The 26,099-nt window shown below is 55.3% G+C and carries 21 protein-coding genes; 14 read left to right on the top strand and 7 right to left on the bottom strand.

Annotation, left to right across the window (positions count from 1 at the left end; all coding sequences use genetic code 11):
* Positions 1-113 precede the first annotated feature (113 nt).
* The 3 genes from P0120_24235 to P0120_24225 all read right to left on the bottom strand — a co-directional run bounded on the left by P0120_24235 (position 114) and on the right by P0120_24225 (position 5,320).
* A complete protein-coding gene (locus P0120_24235; GenBank protein ID MDF0677418.1) occupies positions 114-1,109 on the bottom strand; it encodes a hypothetical protein in 996 nt (331 codons plus the stop codon).
* Positions 1,110-1,508: 399 nt separating this feature from the next.
* Positions 1,509-2,012 (bottom strand): hypothetical protein, encoded by a 504-nt coding sequence (locus P0120_24230; GenBank protein MDF0677417.1) that lies wholly within the window; start codon positions 2,010-2,012, stop codon positions 1,509-1,511.
* Positions 2,013-2,134: 122 nt separating this feature from the next.
* Positions 2,135-5,320 (bottom strand): BTAD domain-containing putative transcriptional regulator, encoded by a 3,186-nt coding sequence (locus tag P0120_24225; protein MDF0677416.1) that lies wholly within the window; start codon positions 5,318-5,320, stop codon positions 2,135-2,137.
* Positions 5,321-5,517: 197 nt separating this feature from the next.
* On the opposite strand from P0120_24225, the gene P0120_24220 reads away from it, so the two are divergent.
* The 4 genes from P0120_24220 (at position 5,518) to smc (ending at position 11,071) form a co-directional block, all read left to right on the top strand.
* Complete coding sequence (locus tag P0120_24220; protein MDF0677415.1) at positions 5,518-5,799, top strand: hypothetical protein; 282 nt, start codon at positions 5,518-5,520, stop codon at positions 5,797-5,799.
* Positions 5,800-6,099: a type II toxin-antitoxin system RelE/ParE family toxin gene (locus tag P0120_24215; protein MDF0677414.1), complete on the top strand. Its 300-nt coding sequence runs from the start codon at positions 5,800-5,802 to the stop codon at positions 6,097-6,099.
* A 151-nt stretch (positions 6,100-6,250) separates the two neighbouring features.
* Entirely contained in the window at positions 6,251-7,213 is a 963-nt protein-coding gene (gene ispH / locus P0120_24210) for a 4-hydroxy-3-methylbut-2-enyl diphosphate reductase (protein MDF0677413.1), read from the top strand.
* A gap of 177 nt (positions 7,214-7,390) precedes the next feature.
* Complete coding sequence (gene smc, locus P0120_24205; protein ID MDF0677412.1) at positions 7,391-11,071, top strand: chromosome segregation protein SMC; 3,681 nt, start codon at positions 7,391-7,393, stop codon at positions 11,069-11,071.
* A gap of 148 nt (positions 11,072-11,219) precedes the next feature.
* Here smc and P0120_24200 read toward each other — a convergent pair whose 3' ends face one another.
* Genes P0120_24200 through tmk form a run of 4 tightly spaced genes read right to left on the bottom strand, consistent with a single transcriptional unit; the run spans position 11,220 to position 15,784 of the window.
* Positions 11,220-12,074 (bottom strand): hypothetical protein, encoded by an 855-nt coding sequence (locus P0120_24200; GenBank protein ID MDF0677411.1) that lies wholly within the window; start codon positions 12,072-12,074, stop codon positions 11,220-11,222.
* A complete protein-coding gene (gene metG, locus P0120_24195; protein ID MDF0677410.1) occupies positions 12,071-14,041 on the bottom strand; it encodes a methionine--tRNA ligase in 1,971 nt (656 codons plus the stop codon). The genes P0120_24200 and metG overlap by 4 nt, the downstream gene beginning before the upstream one ends.
* A gap of 36 nt (positions 14,042-14,077) precedes the next feature.
* Positions 14,078-15,106, bottom strand: coding sequence for a DNA polymerase III subunit delta' (gene holB, locus P0120_24190; protein ID MDF0677409.1), 1,029 nt, complete (start codon positions 15,104-15,106; stop codon positions 14,078-14,080).
* Positions 15,107-15,109: 3 nt separating this feature from the next.
* Positions 15,110-15,784 (bottom strand): dTMP kinase, encoded by a 675-nt coding sequence (gene tmk, locus P0120_24185; protein ID MDF0677408.1) that lies wholly within the window; start codon positions 15,782-15,784, stop codon positions 15,110-15,112.
* Positions 15,785-15,985: 201 nt separating this feature from the next.
* Here tmk and P0120_24180 point away from each other — a divergent pair, with 201 nt between their 5' ends.
* The 10 genes from P0120_24180 (at position 15,986) to eno (ending at position 26,097) form a co-directional block, all read left to right on the top strand.
* Positions 15,986-16,654 (top strand): DUF502 domain-containing protein, encoded by a 669-nt coding sequence (locus tag P0120_24180; protein MDF0677407.1) that lies wholly within the window; start codon positions 15,986-15,988, stop codon positions 16,652-16,654.
* Positions 16,655-16,702: 48 nt separating this feature from the next.
* The gene (gene glmU / locus P0120_24175) at positions 16,703-18,301 is read left to right on the top strand and encodes a bifunctional UDP-N-acetylglucosamine diphosphorylase/glucosamine-1-phosphate N-acetyltransferase GlmU (GenBank protein ID MDF0677406.1); all 1,599 of its coding nucleotides are present in this window, start codon (positions 16,703-16,705) and stop codon (positions 18,299-18,301) included.
* Between the two features lie 53 nt (positions 18,302-18,354).
* Entirely contained in the window at positions 18,355-20,184 is a 1,830-nt protein-coding gene (gene glmS, locus P0120_24170; protein ID MDF0677405.1) for a glutamine--fructose-6-phosphate transaminase (isomerizing), read from the top strand.
* Positions 20,185-20,309: 125 nt separating this feature from the next.
* A complete protein-coding gene (gene gatC, locus P0120_24165; protein ID MDF0677404.1) occupies positions 20,310-20,624 on the top strand; it encodes an Asp-tRNA(Asn)/Glu-tRNA(Gln) amidotransferase subunit GatC in 315 nt (104 codons plus the stop codon).
* A gap of 72 nt (positions 20,625-20,696) precedes the next feature.
* Positions 20,697-21,053 (top strand): aspartate 1-decarboxylase, encoded by a 357-nt coding sequence (locus P0120_24160; protein MDF0677403.1) that lies wholly within the window; start codon positions 20,697-20,699, stop codon positions 21,051-21,053.
* Between the two features lie 75 nt (positions 21,054-21,128).
* Positions 21,129-22,595, top strand: coding sequence for an Asp-tRNA(Asn)/Glu-tRNA(Gln) amidotransferase subunit GatA (gene gatA / locus P0120_24155; GenBank protein ID MDF0677402.1), 1,467 nt, complete (start codon positions 21,129-21,131; stop codon positions 22,593-22,595).
* A gap of 51 nt (positions 22,596-22,646) precedes the next feature.
* Positions 22,647-23,054, top strand: coding sequence for a DUF948 domain-containing protein (locus P0120_24150; protein ID MDF0677401.1), 408 nt, complete (start codon positions 22,647-22,649; stop codon positions 23,052-23,054).
* Positions 23,044-23,364: a YtxH domain-containing protein gene (locus P0120_24145; GenBank protein ID MDF0677400.1), complete on the top strand. Its 321-nt coding sequence runs from the start codon at positions 23,044-23,046 to the stop codon at positions 23,362-23,364. The genes P0120_24150 and P0120_24145 overlap by 11 nt, the downstream gene beginning before the upstream one ends.
* The gene (gene gatB / locus P0120_24140; GenBank protein ID MDF0677399.1) at positions 23,361-24,791 is read left to right on the top strand and encodes an Asp-tRNA(Asn)/Glu-tRNA(Gln) amidotransferase subunit GatB; all 1,431 of its coding nucleotides are present in this window, start codon (positions 23,361-23,363) and stop codon (positions 24,789-24,791) included. Before P0120_24145 ends, gatB begins: the two co-directional genes overlap by 4 nt.
* A 19-nt stretch (positions 24,792-24,810) precedes the next feature.
* The gene (eno, locus tag P0120_24135) at positions 24,811-26,097 is read left to right on the top strand and encodes a phosphopyruvate hydratase (protein ID MDF0677398.1); all 1,287 of its coding nucleotides are present in this window, start codon (positions 24,811-24,813) and stop codon (positions 26,095-26,097) included.
* The last annotated feature ends 2 nt before the right edge of the window (positions 26,098-26,099 follow it).

Raw genomic sequence — 26,099 nt, 5'->3', positions numbered from 1 at the left:
GCAGGGGTACGCGCGAGACCGTTGGGGCTTTTGTCATGCATAGGGTACACCGCATTGCGCTCGGCACGGACTCCATCGGATCACTTACAATCCATTTACTTTAATGCCGGTGTCTAAGGTTGCACGCTGACATACTTGCCTTTGTCGTGTGTCTTGAGTGCGACTCTGCCGTCCGACAGATATACAAGAAAGAACTTCTCCCAGTTTCCGATGCTGAGGCGATTCGCTTGACACACTGAGTCGCCACCATTTTCTGCACAGAGAAAATGACCTCCAATTGTCTGAAAACTCACTGTGCCATCGTTATTGTCGATTAAAGTCCATGTCTCCCACTCTTTAACCCACGGGCGATTTGCGTACACACCTTGCCCACCCCCCTGTTGCGCTGAGAAGCATCCCATATGGGACAATAGAGCCACCTTGTTGCCCTCCCCCAACTGTCCAAGATGGAAGGTTTCCCATGGGCCGACTTGGCTTCTATCAGCGACGACTGCTCCGTGCTCATTCGGGTCTGGCTCTGGCTTCAAGATATCCATGACCACGCCAAAAGTCCCCGCTATTGCCCATCCCAAAGGTGTACCAGACTCAATTGCCGCTAAAATACTTGCAACGGCGCCGATGTTTAAGGCCGCAGACAGCGCAGGCACCTTAGTCGATGCAAATATCATAAAGTCGATAATGGTGCGGCCTTTCACTGCTAGACGTGCTGCGTTGATGAGGTCGCCGTAAATCTTACCGATCCGAGGAGTTACGAGAAGTCCAAGCGTGCCGATAACTCCATTGATATCTACACCGTTGTGGCCTCCTAGTTTGTTCATTTCTGTGATGATAGGAATTGCCGCGAGCAGTGCCGCGCTGATCGTACCGAACACCGCTGCTGCCGGTGGCACCGCTGCCGCCGCCACGGCAAATGACCCGCCACCAGCCTTTAACACATCTTCCAGTGCTTCAGTCTGTTCGTTGTTTAAGCTGACATACCACACGGGTAAATTGTCTATATTCAAAATCCCGTCTCGCTTTGGATCGACGACCACGTTCTTAGGTACATTAACGTCAATTGTTGTACCTCCCTTACCAGGGTACTCCGCTCCGATTTTGAGATTGCCCATAAAGACCTCCCATGAATATGGCTCTTGTCAACTGGTGTCACGAAGCCCTCGTGAAAATCGATGGGCCGGTAACCTCCCATGCGGGCTCAATCGCCCAATCTTCTGGTGCAACGACAGCCGCCCAATCTCCAAAACGAGGTGCAGACCTCAAGGCATATGCGGGCTCACTGTCTGTGCCTATCCATCAATGTGTAACTGACTCTCGGCAAATGTCTCTTGAGGCATGGACGCACCTCCAAATTCGCGATGCTGCTATCAGGAGCGCATCGCGAGAGGAGAATGAAACTCCCCGCGGCAAGCTACGGGGAACATTTAAGTTTGCCATATCTGTGAAATTTGTCCGTGCCTATTCCGCTCTACAGAGACCTTTGCCCGCCGATCTGATTGCCTCCTTCCAGGCTACGCTGGCCCTCTGCTTACAATGACAAATGCTCCGACCGTTCCGACGGGCATTCCGCCCAACTCGGTTTCCGGTTTGGCATCAGGGCCACGAACCGCTCGCACCGAACCGCGGACGCTCAGAACCCTTCCGCCACCGTGTTGGATCGGCTGCCCCGGGAATACCCAGCCCACGAGTTGATAGATCGCCCCCTTTGTCGGTCCTTCCGTTCCGGTTCCAGTAGCTTCAAACGGAGCGGGATTGCTTCCTATTCCGACGGCGCCTTTTGCCGACACCGCCAGCTCGATACCGGGTCGGAAAGACAAGGTGCCATCCAATATGTAGCCATCAGCGGTTTTGAATGCCTGGCCGCATAAGAAGTCACCCTTCGCCCATTTCTTTGCAGTGACTACGGTGCCAGGTAGAGCATCGTTCTCCTCAGGTGTTGGAAGCACCAGAAAGCTCTGATAAAACCAATCCTGGAACTCAAATAGGGGAAACCATGAATCTGTGTCGGTTGCCATCGTTTTCCTCCTTTTGGCCGGACTCTATATGGACTACCGTTACAGATCTGTGACAGATGAGCAGTTTTCGCGAACGCAAGATGACAAAATGCTTCTTCCTGGGATGAAGGAGGGGGTTGGGATCAGCCCAGTAGGGTTGAGGCTGTTGCGATGGTGCGGTAAAGCGAGATGGTTTCTGGAGTCGGAGAAACGCCGAGTTTGGTTTGTAGAGCCTGGCTGAAACGTTGATAGACCCCGATGGCCTCGGATCGACGCCCTAATCGCACATAGGTCATCATCAGGCGTCGGCACATCACTTCTGCCACCGGTTCCACCTCAAGGGCACGAAGATATTGCTGGGCCGCTTCATTGACTTCCCCTCGCTCTTCCAAGCGTTCACCCAAGCACTCTGTGAGCTCGAGTAACCGGGCGCGCAATCGCTCCCGAACCGGCAAGGCCCAGGAAGCGGTCTCGCCTTGCAGAAAATGTCCACGATATAGCTCGAGCGTTTTCTCAATGGTCACGAGATTCGTGAGGTCGACGTGCCGGGCCTTGTGCTCAAAAACTATGTGATCCAGCGACACCAGCGATGGATCGAGCGAGACGTGGCGATTAGAGAGTAGTACGGCGGCGTCATGCCGCAGGAGCTTCCGGAGCCGGTGGAGCGTTGTTCGAAACGCCTGGTTGGCGGCTTCTCCGTCCGCGTCGGGCCATAAAGCCTCTTCGACGAGATCTTGATTGGCGCCTTGCGGTCCAGCTGCACAGAGGTACTTCAAGAGTTCGAGAGGCTTACGCTGAGTTTTCCCGGTAGTGGTTAAGGAAACACCATCAATCACAATCTCGAATCTCCCCAAGGTCGAAATTTTCACGGGGTAGGGCCAGTGTTTCAGCGCAGCAGCAGATGGCGCACGCAAACCGCGGCGACGAATGACGCTGCGCACATACTCGACCTCGATATCGGCCTCCAACGCATGCGCGAGTAGTTCAGCCATCATTGTAGGCCGCCACCAATAATCTAGACAAAGATAATCGTTCTGGTGAGCAATTCTGAGTCCTTTCTGCATCGTCTCATTGGCTTGATCGATGTGTTTTTCCTTTAGTTCAAGGGAGGCTTTCGCCAGCAGACAAAGAACTTCCGTGAAAATACTGCGCATGACCTTTGCATATTTAAGCGCTGCGTCTAGTTGTTCTGTAGCTTTTCCTGTCTCACCTAATTCAATCAGTACCTTAGCCAGTCCTATCCGACTCGTTGCCGTTAAGAAAGGCAAACATAAGTCAACCGTGTTGGTAACGGCTTGTTCAGCATGTTTTAGTGCAGAGCTCAAGTCATTCCTTAGAAAAGCAATGCCGGCTTGATAAAAGCTACACTGTCCCAGCGCAAGTCGTTGATGAGGCTGAATCGCGGCCAGCAATAAATCTACGGCTCTTTCTGCTTCTTGGTCATTTCCAGCTGCCAGGGCATCGTGGGCTTGCTGGCCCCAAATCATTGGTTTAAAGATGTGAATGCCAAATTGTTCTGCGATCGCAAACGCTTCCTGAATCTTTACGCCTGCATTCTTCTCGTACCTGGTACACCATGCATAGGTAGCCTCCTTGGCTTTCCAATCGAGTTGCAAGAAAGGCGGTAGAGTAACATTATCAAGACGCGCATTAAGATAATCCATAATTTTGCGAACTCTTCTAAACTCTCCCATCCAAAGCAGAAGTATTATGAAGGCAATGGCCACGCTGAGACACTTCCGCGGATCTTCAATTGATCTCAGTATGCGATCTATAGAGCCTTCCAGTTGTACCAATAGTGGATGGTGCGGGCAGGCCAACATCAGCCCCTGGAGATTCGCCAGAACCGTTGCCTCGACGCTCGACGAAGGGAACCCTCCGTTTTGACGAAGAAGGCCTTCAAGCCGATCACCCCACGCGATTGCGGGCGCCATGTCATCCACTCCGCAGTAGTAGGAGTCGATTATGCCGCTGCAGGAAAGGAATAACCCTGCAATGTCTTGATTGTGCTCAAACTGCTGGTAGCCAGACTCCAAATCTTTCCGTGCCGCGACAGGATCGAACACTAATCGACTTATCCCAGACCAATAGAGGAGCCATGGATGTTGTTGCCGCTCATCTGTCGGAAGGAGAGAAATGTATCTCTGTAGTGTTTGATAGCGCCCCTGGGTGATCATGGTCTCGCTCATCTCACAGATCAGACGACTTAACTCGTCCCAAGACCGTGTTTCCGCGTAGAGTGCAACGGCGGTATCTTGCTGCGCAGATCGTTCCGCCACTTCCGCGGCAGTGCGTTTGATGCTCCGCAGTGTCTCCGCGTCAAAATGCACACGACATCGATCCAAAAGAAAATCACGAAACAGATCATGATATTGATAGCGCACCTGTACGTCGGCACGTCGATCCACGAACAGGCCTCGTTGGTACAGATTGCGAACGACCTGCGCGGCATCGGGATGACCGCTGACTTCTTCTGCCATCGGCCCAGTTATCCAAGGGAGAATCGCCGTGCGCATCAATACTTCTCTGGTGCGGAGATCTGTGCGCGCAAAGACATGGTCTGCAAAGTAGTGAAACACCTCGGTCATCGTTTCGGACAGAGTAGGCCCGTTCCAAGTCTCATTCGCTTTCAACCTTTCCAACATCAGTACGGTGCCGGCTATCCACCCATTGGCTTTGGCATGAAGAGATCTGACAGTTTCTTCATCTATGTCAGACACAGGCTCTGCCAACAAGGCAGTTTCTTCGAGCGTCAGCCGCAGATCTTCCCACTGAATGTGTCCTACCCCGTTGTGCACCAGTTCTCTTGCGAACGGCTCCGGAGCACCTTCGCGGCTGATGACAATGAGTGCCGCTCCGTGGGGAAACTCAGCCAGCGCAATGGGGAGCATCTTGTGGAGAAGGGCTTCCATTGGAAGCTCTTGATAGTTGTCAAGAACCATCACAGCTGGCAAGGGAACCTTCGACCACAGCTCGCGCATGAACCTTCTCGTGAATCCCGGCACATCCGCCATGAATTCCGGTGTCAGCGCCGGTACGCGAAGTTGCTTCCTCCCGGCTGCGGCTTTCGCGGCCTGCGAGAGGTAATGAAAAAATGTGGCGAGATCGGCGTCACCGGGATCGATGTGATACCACAGGGTGCGCTGCTTGTATTCGGTGAGATAGCTGGCGATAAGGGAGGTCTTGCCCGCTCCTGGTGGTCCGGCGACCCAGACCAGCGGATGGTGGCGACAGCGTTCTTTGACCAGATCGAAGAGGCGCTTACGATGCCGCACCGCATGGAGGCGGGGAAGCGTGAGTTTTGCCAGTGCGGCAGCCTGGCGTGGCATGCGTCTCCAGTAGGTGAATTCAAGGAGCGCGCCATCTTAATCGACTACGTAGCAGACAGCAAGCGGGCAGAACCGGTTTCTGTGCCCACTTCGCAGCGGTTGTATCGCACGTCATATGCAGTTCGAAATGACCCATCTTGCGGGCCAGAACCAAACCTGCTAATGTCTATACAATTGCCATACATGAGGAGACGTTGATGAGCGCCAGCAGCTTGCTTCGAAACGCCAAGCCGGTCAATGTGCGAGAGGCACAGGCTCAGCTTTCAAAGCTGATCCGCTCGAAGTCTCCCTCAATGGTCTTGTCCCATGGTAAGCCGGTCTCGTTCCTTGTGCCATACGAAGATATGTTGGACTTGATCGAGACTCTGGATGAACTCAAGGACAAGAAGCTTCTCGGGGAAATTGAGAGGGCACGTGCCGAGTACAACCAGGGCAAATCGATTCCCGCCGAACGTCTCTTCAAAAAGATGGGGCTGTAGTTGCCCTACGAAGTCGTCTTTCCTAGCGAGCGAGTCGAACGCGAATTTCAAAAGTCATTAGAGTATGTTCCTGCCGACTACCGTGAAGCCATTGTCACTGCCATCCGATCCCTCGCAACGAATCCAAAACCTCAAGGCAAAAGAACTAAGAAGCTCACCGGTCAGCTCATTGTGTTGCAATTCACCGCTGAGTATCGCCTCCGTATCGGCCCTTACCGGGTCCTGTACGACGTCGATGACCAGCGAAAGAAAGTAGTGATCTTGAAACTCGCCAAGCGGGATAAGCACACATACAAATAATGGATTAGACGGAAGGGAATTGGACGCGGGGCATCGAAATGATAATGCCGTCAGCCAATTCTGTTGACGGACCCTATTCATCTGACGTATCGTGACTATTCACGATTACAGCACGACCCTGTAGAGCCTGGCCGAAGGAGCTACGACGACTATGAAGATCTATCTCGCCAATCCTCGTGGATTTTGTGCCGGTGTTGATCGGGCGATCGATATCGTGGATCTGTCTCTCAAGAAGTACGGTGCCCCTATTTATGTACGTCACGAGATTGTTCATAGCCGTCATGTGGTGAATTCGCTCCGGCAAAAAGGCGCGGTTTTCGTGGAAGAGTTGAACGAAGTCCCGGAAGGGTCGGTCGTGATCTTCAGTGCACACGGCGTGGCGAAGTCGGTCTGGGAGGAGGCGAATCAACGTCGTCTCCATGTGATCGACGCGACTTGTCCGCTGGTGATCAAAGTCCATAACGAAGTGAACCGCGATTATACCCAGGGATATGATCTGATCCTGATCGGTCATGCCGGTCACCCGGAAGTGATCGGGACGCTGGGTCAGATTCCCGACAAGTTCCATTTGGTGTCCTCGGTCAAAGATGTCGAAGAACTGAGAGTGGAGAACACCGTCAACCTTTCGTATGTCACACAGACGACGTTGAGTGTGGATGAATGTCGGGACATCGTCGGGGCACTGCACCAGCGGTTTCCAAACATTAAAGGGCCACACCAAGAAGATATCTGTTACGCGACGCAAAACCGGCAGAATGCCGTCAAAGAATTGTCTCGCTTGGTGGATGTCATTCTGGTCATCGGATCTCCGAACAGCTCCAATTCCAATCGTCTACGCGAACTGGGAGAGCAGTGCGGGATCCCTTCTTATCTCATCGATTCAGCCGCCGACATCGATCCTGCGTGGCTGCAAGGGGCCAAGGCAGTCGGGATTGCGGCCGGTGCGTCGGCACCGGAAATTCTGGTCACGGAAGTAGTCGCGTTCTTAACAGCCTCGGAACCGTCCGATGTTGAAGAACTCACGGTGATCGAGGAAGATGTCGAATTCCTCCTGCCGAAGGAACTCGTCCAGATAGAATCCTCAAAGAAGCCAGTAGCTAGTATCGCTGGCTAGCTGGCGTTGCCATCCGGACATGTCCCCAAATGGCCCTATATATTGTAGGGCCATATCGATTTCACACTATACAATGTGTTTTGTTTTTGATTTCTCAGAACCCTTGTGGTACAAGGACCAGCGATTCGTCATTCTTCGAGACAACACTGTTCGTGTGCGTAATTTTGTGGTGAACCGATGCATTTGAAATCGTTGAACATGTTGGGTTTCAAGTCGTTCGCTGAAGCCAAGATCGAGTTTCCCGAAGGGGTCACTGCGATCGTCGGGCCGAATGGGAGCGGAAAGAGCAATGTCGTCGACGCCATCCTGTGGGTGTTGGGTGAGCAAAGCACCAAAACGCTCAGAAGCGAAAAGATGGAAGACGTCATTTTTAACGGCACCGAACTCCGAAAGCCTTTGGGGATGACGGAAGTGTCGTTGGTGATCGGCGGGCTTGATCCCGCGATGATGAAACTGGATGGGAGCTCTGGACTTCCGAATGAGCTGACTGAGGCGCATGAGATCATGATCACCCGCCGTTTGTACCGCAGCGGCGAGAGCGAGTATCTCATCAACAAGATTCAGTGCCGGCTGAAGGATATCAGGAGTTTGTTGCTCGACACGAGGGCGGGAAGCAAAGGACATACTGTTATTGCTCAGGGTCAGATCGATCAGATCTTGAATGCATCGCCGCAAGAGCGGCGCGAGCTCATCGAGGAGACCGCGGGCATCGTCCGGTATAAGAAGCAAAAGGCCGAGGCGCTGCGGAAGCTCGAAGCGACGCAGCAAAATCTCCTGCGCGTACGAGACATCGTGGCGGAGGTCAAGAAGCAGCTCAATTCTTTGGAACGTCAAGCTCGCCAGGCGCGCACTTTTCAGACGTTGCAGGGGGAGGCGCGCGGAATCGAAGTGACATTGTTGACCAGGGAATTCAAGGGATTGCGACAGTCCTTACAGGAGGCTGAGACAGAAATTCTGAACCTGGATCAACAGGAATCTGGGATGGCGGTCGAACAGGCTCGGTCCACGACGGAACTCGAACAGGCGCGGCTTGACGCGATTGCGATCGCCGATTCCATCGGGAAGATTCGAGAAGAACTGGCGGGAGTCGAACAACAGCAGGCCCAGGCATTGACCGCGGCGGAGGTCGAACGAAACCGAGGGCTGTTGTTCAGCCAACAACAGGTACAGGAATCGGCCGAGCTGGAAGAACTGGTCCGATCACAGGAGAATCTGGCCGCCGCGCTTCAAACCATCGAGTCGTCATTGACGTCGGTCGAAGAGGAGATGGCAATACGAGATCGGGCTCTCGGGGAACTCGATGAGGAGATGACGCACTTGCTCCACCAACGGGTTGCGGCCGTCGCAGAGGAGGAGCGAGGGCGCAAAGACGTCCTGCAACTGGCTGTTCTTGTCGCAAATACCGAACAAGGCCTCTCGCAATTGGCCCAACGAATGGAAGATCTTGCGGGCCGTGGAACTCGCTTGTCGTCGGAGCGAGACGAACTGCGGGCCCAACGTGAAGTGGCGATCGATCGCCACGAGGTTTTGCGCAAGGAATATGGAGAGGCGGACCGCCTTGTTTCGCAACTGCGGACGGAGCGACGAACTGTGCAAGAGGAAGCTGCTCAAGCGACCGGCGCTCTCCAGTCGCTGGATCAGGTGGTCTTACGACGCTCAGAAGAGCTGGCGGGAGTGGATTCGCGTCTTGAGGCGTTGCAGAGTGTTGTTCGTGAGGAGATGGGCTACGGGCGGCAGGGGGCTCAGCAAGGCCCCGCCCTGAAGTCTTGTGACGGGGTGCGGGATGCGGTGGCCGAATGGCTGGTGATCCCGTCAGGGATGGAACGGGCGGTTGAGGCGGTGCTGGGGGAGCGCGTGCGAGGATGGTTTGTGGATGAACCGTCCGTCGGGCGGCAGTTGATCCGTTTTCTCCAGGAGGAGGCGCTGGGACGAGGCAGTTTTATTCCACAGCGACCGCGATGGGAAGGCGGGCGGGCTCATGACTGGTGGCCGTCGATAGCAACCCAGCCCGGCGTCGTCGGGCTCGCAGCGGATCTGGTCCAAACGGACGCGGCCAGAACGGCGGCTCGCGATTCGCTGTTCGATCGCGTCGTCATTATTCGATCATTAGACCAGGCGCTGCAGTTGTGGGAGCAACAAGCGTGGAGCGCTCCGAACGGTCCCATCCTGGCGACCCTGGATGGTGAAGTGGTGGATGCGTCCGGCATCGTGACGGGTGGCCAGGTTCAAGGCACGCCGGGTCTGCTCGAACGCAGACGAGAGGTGATCGATCTTGAAGCCAAACGCTACTTGCTCGTCACGGAGCTCGATCAGAACAAGCAACAGCGAGACATGGTGTTTGCCCAAATCCAGTCGCTCACCCAGCGGGACCGCCAACTCGGCGATGCGCTTCGTGACGCCGAAATGCAGAATCTGTCGCTGCGCAAGGATGAAGAAAAACTTCAGCATGTGCTGAACGATCTTGATCATCGACTCACCGGGATGGAGACGGAAATTCAAGAAGGTCTCAGCGAAGGACAACGGTTGGAACAAGAATCGCACTCGGTCCAGGCCCGATTGGGTCAGTGGCTTGCCGAGAAGAGCGGACAGGAAACGATGTTGGGAAGGGTGCGCGAGCGACTGGGGCTGCTCGATCAAAATATGAGAACGCACCAGGAACGTGTGACGGAGGCGAAGCTGACCGCGGAAGGGTTGCGAGCCAAACGGGAACATGAGCAACTGAACCGGTCTCGTGTGGCACAACAGATTCAGGAGATGGAAGATCGGCATGGTGCATTGGGTGAGCACTTGAACAGTTTGAAGGGACTCATTGAGCAGAGTCGGACAGAACAAGCCCGTCAGGAGGCCCTCTGCCAAGAACTCGGCGTAACCGCGGGGCGGGTGAAGGGGGAATTGGTCGCCGCTCAGGAACGACAGGCGCAACAGATGGCGACGAGCCACACGCTTGAATCCGGTCTGGAAGAATTGCGACGAGAGATTTCAGTCATTCGGGATGCTCGGATGACGGTGGAGGTTCGACGAGCGGAAGTTCGTACGCAATTGGGGACCGTCGAAGGAACGTTGTCGGGAACGTATCAGCTGAATCCGATCACGCTGATCGATGATCCTACGAGGTCAGGTGAATTGATCAGTGCGGCTGACACCGCGGCCGTGCAGGAGACCGAACATCGCTCGGATGCCGAGTTGAAAGAGCAGTTACAGAAGCTGCGTGATCGGTTGGATCGTATGGGGCCGATCAACCTAGCCGCCATCAGCGAACACCAGGAGCTGGAGGAGCGCCACAAATTCTTGTCTGACCAGGAACAGGATCTGTCGACCTCGATTGCATCGCTCAAAGAGATTATTCAGCGGATTCACCGAACGACGAAGGAGATGTTCGCGGCCACGTACGAGGAATTGCAGCAGAGGTTCACCGAGGTCTTCGGCCAATTCTTCCCTGGCGGGCGGGCCGAGCTGCAGTTGGTCGATGAACCGCCTCCGGAAAACGGTGAACCGGTCGGCAGTCAGGAACCGGGCATTGAAATTGTGGCTCAACCACCCGGCAAACGGCTGAAGAGCATTACCATGCTGTCGGGCGGAGAAAAGACACTTACGGCGATGGCGCTGTTGTTTGCGAGTTTTCTGATCAGGCCGACGCCGTTTTGTTTGTTGGACGAAATCGATGCCCCGCTGGACGAGGAAAACATCGGCCGGTTCACGGGAGTCTTGAAAGAGCTGGCCCAGAACGCGCAGTTCCTCGTCATCACGCACAATAAGCGGACGATGAACATTGCCGATTCCCTCTTCGGCGTCACGATGGAAGAGCCTGGGGTGTCCAAACTGGTGTCCGTTAGGCTCGGCGATCTGCAGCCGGCCTAGGAATAGTCCGCCCTCGGAATTCGATGATGAGCCGGACTTGTGAGACCATGAGCTCGGGGCCGGCTGAGCTCCATCAGCATGACGAGCCGTCGAGCACGTCCTTCTTTGCCACCACGCTGATTAGACTCATTTCGGAAGGTGTCGACGGCTACCGAACAGCCTTGGGCGGGAGACGCTCGCTTAACACTGGATAGTTTGCTTGATCCATTCCTGAATTGCCTGTAGACAGGTCAGTCGCAATCACTCGAAGCTTGATCCCATCGGGAACCTCCTTCGACGGCGGCACAAAGAACGGCGCTTCGAAGGCGCGGTTTCCTTCGTCATAAAACAGTTGTAGCCGCTCGACGATTCGGTCTCCGATCAATACCTCTCCATAAATGCGGATCTTCCGTGAGTCCCAATCTCCATGGGGTCGGACCAATGAGCCGGACAGGGTTCGAACTGAGGCTCGAAGCTTCACATCGTCTTTTGCGATTAATGCCTCACGAGGTTTGGGCCGCTCGATCTGAACCAGGTAGCCATGGAGATGTAGGACAACGCCGTCGTTCGTCAGGTCTTGTCCTGGAATCAACAGCAAGGTTGTGCTGGTCCTCTGTAATGCAGCGGGATAGGCGAGGGGGCCTTCTGCGGAGATTTCCACTACCGTCGGTTTCTGCAGCTCTAATGTGGTGGTGAAGGCGGCAGCAGGACGAGCGCTGTAGATCGGCTCTTCCATTGTATGGGGGGTGCGCATGATTTGATTCTGATCTCCTGATTCGCCCTGCTGCAGGCCGGTTGCCAGAATATGGCCGCTCGTGACATCAGTAATCGTCACACGCGCTCCGCCGACTTCGCGGCCCAACACCATCGCCCCATGCGCGACGACACGCACGAGCACCGTGGTTGACCGAGGCTCATTGAGCGATGAGTCAGCGAGAGCTTGGCCGTCGGCGGGAGTCAGAAAGCAGGGGAGCAAGGTGAGCGAGAAAATCAATCCAACCGGGACGAAGGAAGATCGTGTCATTTCACCTTGGTACCGGGATCCACTTCTTCCTGGATGGTGAGCAGTCCACGTACATCGGCATCCCCTGCCGCGAGTACCATACCCTGCGATTCAATGCCCATGAGCTTGGCCGGCTTGAGATTTGCCACGATCACGATGGTTTTGCCGACTAGCTGGTCTGGCTCATACTTCTTGCCGATGCCGGCCACGATCTGGCGCTGTTCCGCGCCGAGCGACACTTGCAGCTTGATCAACTTCTCCGATTTCGGTACCCGCTCGGCGGAGAGTACCTTCGCCGTCTTGAGCTGTATCTTCATGAATTCGTCGATCGTGATTTGCGGTGGAGCCGGAGGTGTTGGCGTGGCTGTGGGCGTTGGTTCGGCAGGGGCGTGCTGTGAAGGTACGGATGATTCCGTCACTGGTCTTGCTCCTGGTTTTGATTCGATGCGGGGGAAAAGCGACGGTCCTTTCTGGATGAGGGTGCCAGGCTTCAGGCCGCCCCATTCGATCTTGTCTCTCAACAAAGAGCTTGTAAATTCAGCTGAGATGCCAAGTTGAGAATAGATGGACTCCGCACTCTTCGGGATAACAGGATACGCGGCCAGGCTGAGGCAGCGGAGGGTCTCGGCCATGGTGTAGAGGACGGTCCGGAGTGTTTCGGCGGCGTTCGCACTCTTGGCCAATGTCCATGGCGCGGTCTTGTCGGCATACTGATTGGCGAGTTGAACGACGTGCCAAATGGCTTCGAGCGCCCGATTAAATTCCAACTGTTCAAGGTGGCGCGGCAACACTTCGTTCAAGAGAGACAGCGTGGCTTGTTCCAGTTCTCGCTCTATCGGCCTCATTGCACCCGGAGCAGGTAGCAGTCCTGCTTGTGTCCGTTCGATGAGGGTCAGTGTACGGCTCAAAAGATTGCCTAGGCCATTGGCAAGATCGCTATTGACACGTGTGACCATGGCCGTCTGGGAAAAATCCCCATCCTGTCCAAACGGCACTTCGCGCAGTAAAAAATACCGAAACGCATCTGCGCCGAATTCGTCGGCCATCTTGTAGGGATCGACGACGTTGCCCCGGCTCTTGGACATCTTCTCGCCATCCACGGTCCACCAGCCATGAGCAAAGATGGTCTCGGGTAACGGAAGGTTCAATGCCATGAGCATCGTGGACCAATAGACGGCATGTGTCGTCAGAATATCTTTCCCGACGAGGTGGACATTGGCAGGCCAGAATCGATTGCCTGCTGGTTTTTCTCGGGGGAGGTATTCCAAAGCGGACATGTAATTGACCAAGGCATCGAACCAGACGTAAGTCACGTAGGTGTGATCAAAGGGCAGTTCGATGCCCCAGGAGAGCCGTGACTTTGGTCTCGAGATTGAGAGGTCGCCGAGTTTCTGGGTTTGCAAGAAGCCCAGGACTTCGTTGCGCCGCGACTCTGGGCGAATAAAATTTGGATGTCTCTTGATGTGTTCGATCAAGCGATCCTGATACTGCCCCATTGTGAAGAAGTAGTTGTGCTCGCTGAGTTTCTCGATGGGGCGTTTACAGTCCGGGCAGAGTCCGTTCACTACGTCTTTCTCGGTCCAGAACCGTTCATCAAACGTACAGTACCATCCGGTGTACGAATCCTTGTAAATCAGATTTTTGTCGTGGAGCTGCTGCAGGTATCGTTGGACGATGGATTTGTGCTCGGGATCTGTCGTCCTGATGAAGGCGTTATTCGAGACGTTCAGCTTCTTCCAGAGGATCTCAAATTGCGGCGCGAGCTTGTCGCAGTGGACTTGGGGATCGATGCCGACCTTGGCCGCCGCCTGTTGCACTTTCTGGCCATGTTCATCGAGACCGGTGAGGAAGAACACCTCGCACCCGCGCAGGCGCCAATAGCGGGCCAGCACGTCGGCTGCGACGGTGGTATAGGCGTGACCGATATGCGGGACGTCGTTGACGTAGTAAATCGGGGTCGTGATGTAAAAGGTGTCATCTCTAGACATAACGAAGGCAAGATATCAGGTTGGGAGCGTTTATTGCTAGGCGGAAGCTCCGGCAGGGACCAGCCCGAGTGCCTCGCGCAGGCGGAGGAACGTCGTTTCCAGCGTCATCTGCACGTTCAAGTGCCGCGTGGATTGCTGTTCGGCCCGCTCGATGTCATTCAGGAGAGTCAGGAGACTGTCGACGTCCGCTCGCTGGGTGTACCGTCGCAGGTCGGCGAGTTGGTCGAAGTGAAGGATCTGATCCTGATCTCCATCCACGATGACAATGACAAGATCGCGGATCCATCGCGCAAGCCAGGCGAGCGTTTCTTCTCCACGGTCTGTCTTGGCCAAACTTTCCGATGCAGAGAGAATGGTCGCGCTCGACTTCAAGCTTTCCGGCTTCACCAAAGCCAGGCATTCTTGCTGTCGCGTGCGAACTTCTGCGACATTTGCCGTGAGCGCTTCTCCGATCCGGCCATCGGCGAAGACCGCCAGGAAACGGGCATCGGCAGGAGGAAGCTCACGCTTGAGTATCAACGCTGCTTCAACTTGCGTGCGGGCGGGCGTGGTGAAACGGAGCGCTTGGCAGCGTGATCGAATGGTGATCGGAAGCGCATGGAGCCTGCTGGTGACCAGGATGAAGAGACTATGACCCGGGGGCTCCTCCAAGGTCTTGAGGAGCGCATTGGCTGCCCCGATCGTCAGTCGGTCTGCGTCATCAATCAAGCAAATCTTCCGTTCCCCGACGAGTGGTCGATAGACGAACTGGTGTTCGATCTCCCGTACTTGCTCGATTTTGATTTGGGGCGTTGCTGCTTTTGGGTCGGGCTCGACGACGAAGTAATCCGGGTGCGTCCGCGCGGCTATCTGCAGGCAGGATCGGCAATGCCCACAGCTGTCCTGAGCCTCCGTCTGAGCGAGCTGTTCGCAGTTGAGGGCCTGAGCCAGCCTCACGGCGGTCATCAACTTTCCGACCCTGGGTTCGCCATAGAACAGATAGGCATGGGCCAAGCGATCATTGCACAAGGTCGCTTGAAGGAGGGAGATCGGTTGCTCGTGGCCTGTGATGTCGGCGAAAGGCATGGGCTATCGGTGTCTCGATGTCCGTGCGGAATACGTTTTGAGCCAGTTGATGACCAGTTCTTCCACGGTTTGTGCCACCGATTCCAGAGGTCGTGTGGAATCGATCACCGTGATGCGTCGAGGTTCTCGCCGGGCCAACGCGTGAAATCCCGCACGGACCTTCAGGTGGAACCGTTCGGTTTCTCGATCGAGCCGATTTTGAGTGGCTGTGCGACTACGGCGTCGACTGAGTCCGACAGCTACAGGGACATCGAAGAGCAACGTGAGCTGTGGAGTAAGTTTTCCGGTCGCCCAGTCGTTCATCGTGCGCAACACTCGGAGATCCAATCCCCGTCCATACCCCTGATAGGCCATCGTCGAATCTGAGAATCGATCACAGACGACCGTCATCCCGCGTGCGAGCGAGGGTTTGATGACGTGATCCACATGTTGGCGTCTTGCCGCGAAAATGAGGTAGGCTTCCGTTTCCGGAGCAATCGATTCCACCGAATGGTCGAGCAGGAGACTCCGCAGACGTTCAGCGAGAAGCGTCCCACCCGGTTCTCTGGTATGCAGCACGTCCAGGCCTTGCGCGCTCAACCGCTCACAAAGTCTTCGAGCTTGTGTCGTTTTTCCGCTTCCCTCACCGCCTTCCAGCGTGATGAAAATACCCGTTGGTTTTCTAGATGTTTTACCCATCGGCGATTTTCATTTCAGCCGTCATCAGGGAGCGATCCTATGTCACCTTGTAGCGAATAGCAAGACCGGTACCTTTCTGGAATTTCACCTATCCAGCTACATAACCCGTTGAAATTTACAATAAAACGCTTGCGAGGTTTGTCTGGAACTCTGTAAGATGAACAGCTGAAAACTCTGCCTGTGGCTGGGTGCTGGTGATATATGCTCAAGACCGCGCTAAGACGGTATTTTTTGACAGGTCTCCTTCTTGTCACTCCTATCTGGGGCACTATTCTCGTCCTGAAGACCCTGTTCGTCGCGGTAGACGGCATCTTAGGCGATGCCGTCGCAGAGTTGGTGCCAGACCATTATATCCCCGGCTTAGGGATCGTCACTCTGGTGTTGCTCATTTTTTTGGTCGGGTTGTTCGCGGCGAATTTCATCGGGCGCCAGATTGTGGGGCACTGGGAGGATTGGCTCAACCGACTGCCCCTCGTACGGGGGATTTATTCAACATTGAAATCCATGATGGATATTCTGTCCTTTTCAGAGCGCGGGTCGTATCGACGTGTGGTCTTGATCCAATTCCCCAAGAACGGCCATTATTGTTTTGCGTTCGTGACCGGCATGACAAAAGGCGAGACAACGGCATTGGGCCAGGAGGCGCTCGTTCACGTCTATGTGCCCACCTCGCCCAATCCGACGTCGGGCTATTTTCTATTGGTGCCGGAACGAGAGGTGACATCTGTTGATATCAGTATTGAGGAAGCGATGAAACTGATCGTGTCAGGCGGTCTCTATACACCGTCCGGCACCATAGCTTCGGCCCTGAGCGGGGAATCGAAGTGGAGTCAGGCCAAACAACCGGATGCCGGTGTGCCGATCGGATAAATACGTGTCTTAGACTCGATTGCGATCCTCTCAGATCCGGAGCCCTCGATGAAACAATCGGTAGAGCAACACACGGCGGTCTCGCGTATTCCCGGCTTAGGAGTGATCGTAATGGCGGCCGGGTTGGGCAAGCGGATGAACTCCAGCCAAGTAAAGGTGCTGCACCATGTCGCAGGGCAGCCCATGGTTCTCTATGCCGTCGATGTGGCGCTACAACTGGCGGGTCATCGCATTGCGGTTGTGGTCGGGCATCAATCCGACAGGGTTCGGCAAGTGATTGAATCGGGTATTGCAGGCAGACCTGGATCAAAGTCGGTGCGCATCGTCGAGCAAGCCGAACAACTTGGGACCGGCCATGCCGTGGTGCAAAGCCGCCCCGTGTTTTGTCAGGGCGACGAAGCGCGTCCGACGAATTATCTTATCTTGAACGGTGATACCCCGTTGCTGAAGGAGGAGACGGCGCGCGAACTTTTGAGGGTTCATCAAGCGCAGAGCGCAACTGTGACGATTCTGACGGCGATGCTCGATGATCCCAGCGGCTATGGCCGAGTTATCCGCCGGCAGCTCGGCGGCGATCACCGGAGTGAAATAACTCCATCCGATGTGTTGAAGATCGTCGAAGATCGTGATGCCACTCCGGTAGAACGAGCCACGAAGGAAATCAACGTAGGGACGTATGTCGTGTCCGGAGAATTTCTCTTTGAGGCCCTCGATAAGCTGGAGCCACGCAACGCTCAGAATGAATACTATCTGACTGATATTGTTCGAATGGCAGTTGCCCAGGGGCGGTCGGTTGCGGCTGTGAGCCTTCAAGATCCCGAAGAGGGGCTGGGAGTCAATACCAGGCAACAGCTGTCGGCTGCGGAACGGGTCGTCCGTCAACAGATTCGCGATCGCTGGCTTGAAGCCGGAGTCACGATGCGAGATCCTGGCTCCGTGTGGATTGATGCCGGAGTCACCATCGGAAGAGATACGGTGCTCTATCCACAAGTGAGCCTCGAAGGCAAAACAATAGTCGGTGAAGGGACGACAATCCGATCTGGGGTTCGCATCACCGATTGCGTGATCGGCAATCGCGTTGAGATTCTGGATTCCTCTGTTCTGTGCGAGTCACAAGTCCACGACGAAGCGCATGTGGGACCGTTCGTGCATCTTCGTCCAGGTGTGCTGATCAGACGGAAAGCAAAAGTCGGAAATTTTGTCGAGATGAAGAAAACCGAATTGGGCGAAGGCTCCAAGGCCAATCACCTCAGCTATTTGGGTGATGCCACGATTGCAGAAGGCGTCAACATCGGCGCCGGCACCATCACGTGTAACTACGACGGAGCGCGAAAGCATCGCACGGTGATCGGCAAGAATGTGTTTCTTGGGAGCGATACGCAGCTGATTGCGCCGGTCACGATCGGAGAAGGATCAGTCGTGGCGGCAGGGACGACTGTGACGCAGAACGTGCCGGCTGATTCATTGGCGATCGCCCGTGTGCCGCAGGTCAATCGAGTCGGGTGGGCAGCTAAACGTCGGATGTTGCTGACCGCCGGTCCGCCGAGCGAAAATTCAGCGAAAGCTTCCGACAGGCAGGGGGGCCAAAGAGCCAAAAAGACTTCGAGTAACATGAAGAACAGGCGCGCGAAGTCATTGAAACGCTGATTGCGACGGGAGAATCGTCTGCCGATCAGCCTCGTTAGACTGGAGCAACCGTTATGTGTGGAATCATCGGATACGTCGGCGATCAAGATGCGGTTCCGATTCTCATCGGGGGACTGGCGAAGTTGGAATACCGAGGGTACGACTCCTCGGGAGTCGCCGTCATGCAGGGAGAAAAGATTGCCGTCAGACGGAGCGTGGGCAAACTGGCTAATCTTCAAATGGCGCTCAAGTCCAACGAGCTCAAGGGAACGGTCGGAATCGGCCACACCCGCTGGGCGACCCATGGAAAGCCCTCGGAACAGAATGCCCATCCGCATCGGTCGAAAGGGTGTGTGTTGGTGCACAACGGGATTATCGAAAACTATCAGGAATTGAAGCAGCAGTTGCAAAAAGACGGCTACAAATTCGAATCGGAAACCGATACGGAGGTTGTCGCCCATTTGATCGATAAGTATCTTCAGAAAGAGAACATGCTGGCCGACGCCGTGCGGCTCGCGACGAAAGATGTGCGGGGCAGTTATGCGCTGGCTGTGATTTCTGAGCGGGAACCTGGAACGTTGATTGCTGCGCGGTCTGGCTGTCCGCTCGTGGTCGGTCGGACACAGCACGCATCCTACGTCGCTTCCGATGTGATGGCGATGCTCGCGCACACGCGGGAAGTGACCTACCTTGAAGAGGGGGATGTGGCGGTGGTCACGCAACACCGAGTGGACCTGACCGACGTCGACGGCCATGCGGTCTCGCGTCAGTCGTCGACAATTACGTGGGATGCATCTGCAGCCGAGAAAAGCGGCTATCCCCACTTCATGCTGAAAGAAATTCACGAACAGCCGCAGACCATTCTTGATACCATGCGCGGACGGTATTCCTATGAAACGGGGGAGGCGGATCTGCCCGGCATCGGCCTGACGCCCAATGAATTCTCAGCGGTTGAGCGCATCTGGATCGTCGCCTGCGGCACGTCCTGGCATGCAGGCCAGGTCGGAAAGTATTTGCTCGAAGAAATGGTCCGTACCCCGGTGCAGGTGGATATCGGGAGCGAGTTTCGGTATCGCGATCCGCTCGTCGGAAAAAACGACTTGTTCATCACAATTTCTCAATCCGGTGAGACGGCCGATACGCTGGCTGCTGCGCGAGAGGCGAAGCAAAAAGGTGCACGTGTCGTCTCGATCGTCAACGTCGTCGGCAGTACCTTGGCCCGTGAATCGGACGGGGTGCTGTACACACACTGCGGGCCGGAGATCGGGGTTGCCTCCACTAAGGCGTTTACGGCGCAACTCACCGCGCTGTATCTTCTGGCCTTGCATTTTGCGCGTGTTCGTAATGTGATGAAGGTGGCGGACGGGAAAGCCTGGCTCGATCGGCTGGTGAAGTTGCCGGTGTTGGTCGAGCGTGTGCTCCAGCGAGAAGCCGAAATCGTAGCAATCGCCAAGCGGTATTACAAAAAGCGGAACTTTCTGTTTTTGGGGCGCGGCATCAACTACCCGATCGCACTGGAGGGGGCGCTGAAGCTCAAGGAAATCTCCTACATCCATGCCGAAGGCTATGCGGCGGGCGAGATGAAACATGGCCCGATCGCGCTGATCGACAAAGATATGCCGGTTGTGGTGTTGGCGCCTCGGGACCGACTCTACGATAAAACAGTCAGCAATCTCATGGAAGTGAAAGCGCGCCGCGCGCCGGTGATTGCCTTTGTAGCAGAAGGAGAGCGGGAGCTCGGCAAGATTGCGGATGCGGTATTCACCGTGCCTGACACCCATTCGCTGATCTCGCCGATTTTGTTCACCATCCCGCTTCAACTCCTCGCGTATCATATTGCAGTATTGCGCGGGGCGGATGTCGATCAGCCGAGGAATCTGGCAAAAAGCGTAACGGTGGAATAGGCGGATGTTGAAAATGGTCTCCAGCGGCGTTCTCGGTCGTCTCTCTCCCTGCGAGGTACTTCAGAAAGTACCCCTCAGTCGCGAGACTCCCTGCGGCCTTGCTGGAAGACCATTTTGAACATCCTGTGAGGAAGGGAACAACGAGAGTGGAGATTACGCAGCTGGATGTGGAAAAGGTGGCACAGTTGGCACGATTGGCCGTCACACCGGCTGAGAAGGAGACATTTGCCAAACAGTTGACTCAGATTCTCGCGCATGTCGATACATTGAACCGGTACGACACGACGGGAATCGAGCCGACCGCCACCGTCATGGGGCGAGTGAATGTGTTTCGGGAGGATGTCGTACGTCCGTCCCTTACATCGCACCAGGCGTTAGCAAACGCACCTGAGCGTGAATCAGACGGGTTTGTGGTCCCTAAAATTTTAGAGGAGCGTTAATCGTCAGACAGTCGACTCGTACGTTGACGACAACGCCTGATGAGCGGCGACTGACGAATAGCGGGACGATCGATGTTTCGACAAATGCTGCGTTCGAAAATTCACCGTGCGACAGTGACGGGAGCCCACCTCGAGTACGAAGGCAGTCTGACCATCGACCAAGATTTGATGGAGGCGGCGGGGATCCTGCCGTATGAGGCCATTATCTGCTCGAATCTGAATAACGGGGAGCGATTTATGACCTACGCGATCAACGGTACGCGGGGGAAAGGGGAGATCATTTTGAACGGGCCCACCGCGCGAAAGGCGGCGGTCGGAGATCAGATCATCATCTTTTGTTACGAGTATTACGGCGAGGAAGAGATCAAGAAGCACACACCCAAGATCGTTCGGGTGAATGAAAAGAATCGAATTGTGACGGTGAGCTGAGAAGCCGAAAACAGGCTGATCGATGAGCTCCGGTGTCAGTCCGTGTTGCGCTCACCTGTCTGTAGCAGGAAATTCATGTCCCTCCAGAAACTAAGCCTCGTCGAGCTTCATAAGAAATTCAAGGCAGGGGAAGTCACGGCCACAGAGATTGCGCGCGCCTACCTTCTGCGCATCAGCCAGGTGGAGCCGAAGGTGAAGGCCTTCGTCACCCAAGCGAAGGAAGCAGCATTCGTACAGGCGGAAGCCTTGGATCGGAAGCTCAAGGTATGGAGAAAGACCAATCCGCTCACCGGAATGCCGCTTGCCATCAAGGATAATATCTGTACGGAAGGTGTACTCACAACCTGCAGCTCTCGAATGTTGCAGAATTTTGTGCCACCCTACGACGCGACGGTGATCGCCAAGTTGCGAGCGCAGGAGTACATGTTGTTGGGTAAAACGAATTTGGACGAGTTTGCGATGGGATCGTCGACGGAGAACTCCGCATTCGGCCCCAGCCGAAATCCTTGGAACCTACACTGTGTGCCGGGAGGATCTAGCGGAGGATCCGCTGCAGCGGTGGCGGCGGAGGAATGTGTGGCGGCACTTGGCTCAGACACCGGCGGGTCCATCAGGCAACCGGGGGCGTTCTGTGGAGTGGTGGGGCTGAAGCCGACCTACGGACGGGTCTCGAGATATGGGTTGGTCGCGTTCGCCTCCTCGCTGGATCAAATCGGACCGATCACGAGAGACGTGTCTGACGCGGCATTTCTTCTGCAGGCCATTGCAGGTCATGATCCGATGGACTCCACCTCGGTCGATTGCTCCGTGCCGGATTACATGAAAGCGCTGCAAAAACGGGATCTCAAAACTCTGAAGATCGGCGTGCCGGTCGAATTTTTTACTGAAGGACTCGACCCGGACGTCGAGCAGATAGTCAGAGCGGCCATTGGGGAGTTGAAGAATCTTGGCGCTGAGATCAGGGAAATCCGTCTGCCGAGCACCGGCGCGGCTGTGGCTGTGTACTATGTGATCGCGACGGCGGAAGCCAGTTCGAATCTCGCCCGCTTCGACGGGGTGAAGTTCGGATTCCGTGCCAAGGAAACCAAAGATCTTCTCGAACTCTACATGAAGACGCGGCAGGAAGGATTCGGACCGGAAGTGAAGCGTCGGATCATGTTGGGGACCTATGTACTCAGTGCTGGCTATTACGATGCCTATTATGGGAAGGCCCAAGCGGTGCGAACGTTGGTCTGCCAAGATTTCGCGGCCGCCTTCAAAGAAGTGGATTTGATCGTGACTCCGGCCACGCCGACGCCGGCCTTCAAGCTTGGTGAAAAGAGCGAAGATCCCTTACAGATGTATCTCTCCGATATTTTTACGATCTCGGTCAACCTGGCCGGATTGCCGGCGATCGCTCTGCCTTGCGGCTTCAGCAAAACAGGGCTTCCCATTGGCTTACAGATGATTGGGCGAGCTTTTGAGGAAGAGACGGTGCTTCGGGCCGCACATGCCTATGAGCAATCGACACACTGGTACCTCAAAAAACCGATGATACGGTAGGGGTAGCCGAGGGAGAACATTCGGGATGAAAGAGCGGAAGGATTGGCAACTATGACGATCGTCGAAATCGCCGCGCTCCTCGTGGCGGTGGCATTTGCTGTGCTGGTTGGGTATCTCGTACCGGTATTGATGCAAGTCCGTAAAACGGTGGCTGAGTCCGAACAGCTCCTCTCGAAGATGAACGCCGAGGTGCCGGCTCTCGTGGCTGAACTCCGGGCCATGAGCCAGAACTTGAATGATGTGACGAGCCAGGCGCGTGAGGGGGTAGAGCATGCGGCGGTATTGCTTCACGCGGTGGGTGAAGTGGGTGAATCCGTGCAACAAGTCCATAATGTGGTTCGTGGATCGAGCGGCACGCTCTTGAGCAATGTGGCCAGCATGGTTGCGGGCTTCAAAGCGGCCACCAAAGTCGTGCGTAAACGCATAAAACCTGAAGGAGGGACACACAATGGCGGATGATCGAGGAACATCAGCGATGGTTTTCTTGGCATTTTTGAGCGGAGCGACGATGGGCGCCGTGGCGGCACTATTACTGGCGCCGCAATCAGGGGGTGAATCACGTGACCAAATCAGGAAATACGCTCGTCGAGCTGAAAACGATCTCCGCGATCTGGCCGGCCGTGCCGGTGAGGCATTTGAAGAAGCCGTTGATCAGGGCAAGGAGTTTGTCGAAACGAAACGGTCGGTTCTGCGAGAGGCATTCGATGCCGGACGCGAAGCCGTGAAGCGCGAACGTGGTCGTATCGACGAGGGGCCTGATCGAGGATGATCTTCGAGACGGTCATCGGAGTGGAGGTGCACGCCCAACTGCGGACGAAGTCCAAGATGTTCTGCGGGTGCGGCACGACCTTCGGTCTGTCGGCCAACAGCCAGACCTGTCCGGTCTGTCTCGGTTTGCCGGGCAGTTTACCCGTTATCAATCGAACGGCGGTCGAAATGGCGGTTCGTGCAGGGTTGGCGCTGAACTGTACGATTGATACGAACAACCAGTTTGCCCGGAAGAATTATTTCTATCCGGATTTACCCAAAGGCTATCAGATTTCCCAATATGAGTCCCCGATTTGCAATCACGGGTGGATTGAGATTCGTGATGGTAGCGGGACAAAACGAATCCGCATCCGTCGCGCGCATTTGGAAGAGGATGCCGGGAAAAATATCCATGAGACCGGCACCGGTGGGAGCCGGGTAGATCTGAACCGCGCCGGCATGCCGCTATTGGAGATCGTGACGGAACCGGACATGTGTTCGGCTGATGAGGTGGTGGCCTACCTGAAAGGATTGCGGGATATCTTAATGTACTTGGAGGTCTGCGACGGGAATATGGAAGAAGGGAGCTTTCGCTGTGAGCCGAACTTGTCGCTGCGTCCGTCTGGGCAGAAGGAGTTTGGGACGAAAGTCGAGCTGAAGAACATCAACTCCTTCAAATATGTGAAGGATGCGATCGAGTATGAGATCAAGCGGCAAACCAAGGTCTTGAGCGAGGGAGGCACGATTCGCCAGGAAACGAGGCTCTGGAACATCGAACGTGGTGAAACGGCGGTCATGCGTTCCAAAGAAGAAGCCCATGACTATCGGTACTTCCCGGACCCTGATTTGGTGCCGTTGAAGTTGGACGATGAGTGGATCGAAGGATTCCGTGCCGACTTGCCCGAACTGCCGGCCGTGCGGACGAAGCGATTTGTGTCGGACTATGGGTTGCCTGAATATGATGCCACTATTCTGACGGCTTCGAAGAGCATGGCGGACTACTTCGAACTTTGCGTGAAGCAGTTTAATCAACCCAAGACCGTGAGTAATTGGGTGATGGGAGAGTTGACGAGAGAGCTAAACAATTCCAGGACAGATATTTCAGCGTCGCCTGTCACGTCTGAACGGCTGGTGAGTCTTTTGCAGATGGTGGACAAAGGCACGATTAGCCTAAAGGTCGCCCGTGAAATCTTTCCCAATCTTTATAGCAGCGGGAAGACTCCCGAACAGATTGTGCGGGAAAAAGGGTTGACACAGGTCTCTGACGAAGGGGCGCTGGCGGAGCTCATCGAAGAGATCCTCAACAAGAATCCCGGGCAGGTTGCGCAGTTCAAGGAAGGCAAACAACAAGTATTGGGTTTCCTCGTGGGGCAGGTGATGAAGGCGAGCGGAGGGAAAGCAAATCCTGGGAAAGTCAACGAGTTACTGAAGAAGGAGCTGAGCGCCTAACAAGAGAGGGATGAGCAGTATGAGTGCGATTAGAGAAATCAAGGGCAGACAGATTATCGATTCACGGGGCAATCCGACGATTGAGGCCGAAGTGACGCTCGAAAGTGGCGCGAAGGGGCGGGCGGCCGTTCCATCCGGCGCCTCAACGGGGGAAAAAGAAGCGATCGAACTCCGCGACGGGGACAAGAAACGATGGATGGGAAAGGGAGTCTCAAAGGCGGTCTCGAACATCAGCAAGGTTATTGCCCCGGAATTACTTGGTAAGGAAGCATTCGATCAGGCCGGTATCGATCGAGCCATGATTGCGTTGGATGGGACGAAGACCAAAGGTAAGCTGGGAGCCAATGCGATCTTAGGTGTCTCGTTAGCCGTGGCGAAGGCGTCGGCGAGTGAAACAGGGCAGCCGCTCTATCGTTATCTCGGAGGGACGAATGCTCGAGTGCTTCCGGTACCGCTCATGAACATCATCAACGGCGGCGCCCATGCTGATAATCGTTTGGACCTCCAAGAGTTCATGATCATGCCGGTAGGTGCGAGCCGATTTAGCGAGGCCCTCCGAATGGCCACCGAGGTCTTCCATTCGTTGAAGGCCCTCTTGAAGAAGAAGGGTCTCAACACGGCCGTGGGAGATGAAGGCGGGTTCGCCCCGGATTTGCAATCCAACGAAGAGGCGCTGGGTTTGATCTCGCAATCGATAGAAGACGCTGGCTATAGGGTCGGAAAGGATATCGCCTTGGCGTTGGACTGTGCGGCGAGCGAGTTCTACGACAAGGGACGGTATGTTCTCGAAGCCGAAAAGAACTCGGAACGTTCCTCCGATGAGATGATCAGCTACTACGGCAAGCTTTTGGATCGTTATCCGATTCTCTCCATCGAAGACGGGCTGAGTGAATTGGATTGGAAGGGTTGGAAGGTCCTCACGGAAAAGCTGGGCAAAAGGGTACAGCTCGTCGGGGACGACATTTTCGTCACCAACGTCGAAATCTTCTCGAAGGGCATCAAGGAAGGAATCGGGAATTCGATTCTGATCAAGCTCAATCAGATCGGGACCCTGACGGAAACGTTGGATGCGATCGAGCTTGCGAAGCGATCGGGCTATACGGCAATCATCTCACACCGTTCGGGTGAGACCGAAGATACTATGATTGCGGACGTGGCGGTCGCCACGAACAGCGGATTGATCAAGACGGGATCCTTGTCTCGAACGGATCGCGTGGCGAAATATAATCAATTGCTTCGAATCGAAGAGGAGTTGGGAGGCGTGGCGCTCTATCGTGGTCGAGAGGCAGTGCAAGCCATGGTCTAATG

It is taken from the genome of Nitrospira sp. (assembly GCA_029194675.1).
GTDB lineage: Bacteria > Nitrospirota > Nitrospiria > Nitrospirales > Nitrospiraceae > Nitrospira_D.
This window is presented reverse-complemented; position numbering and strand designations above follow the sequence as displayed.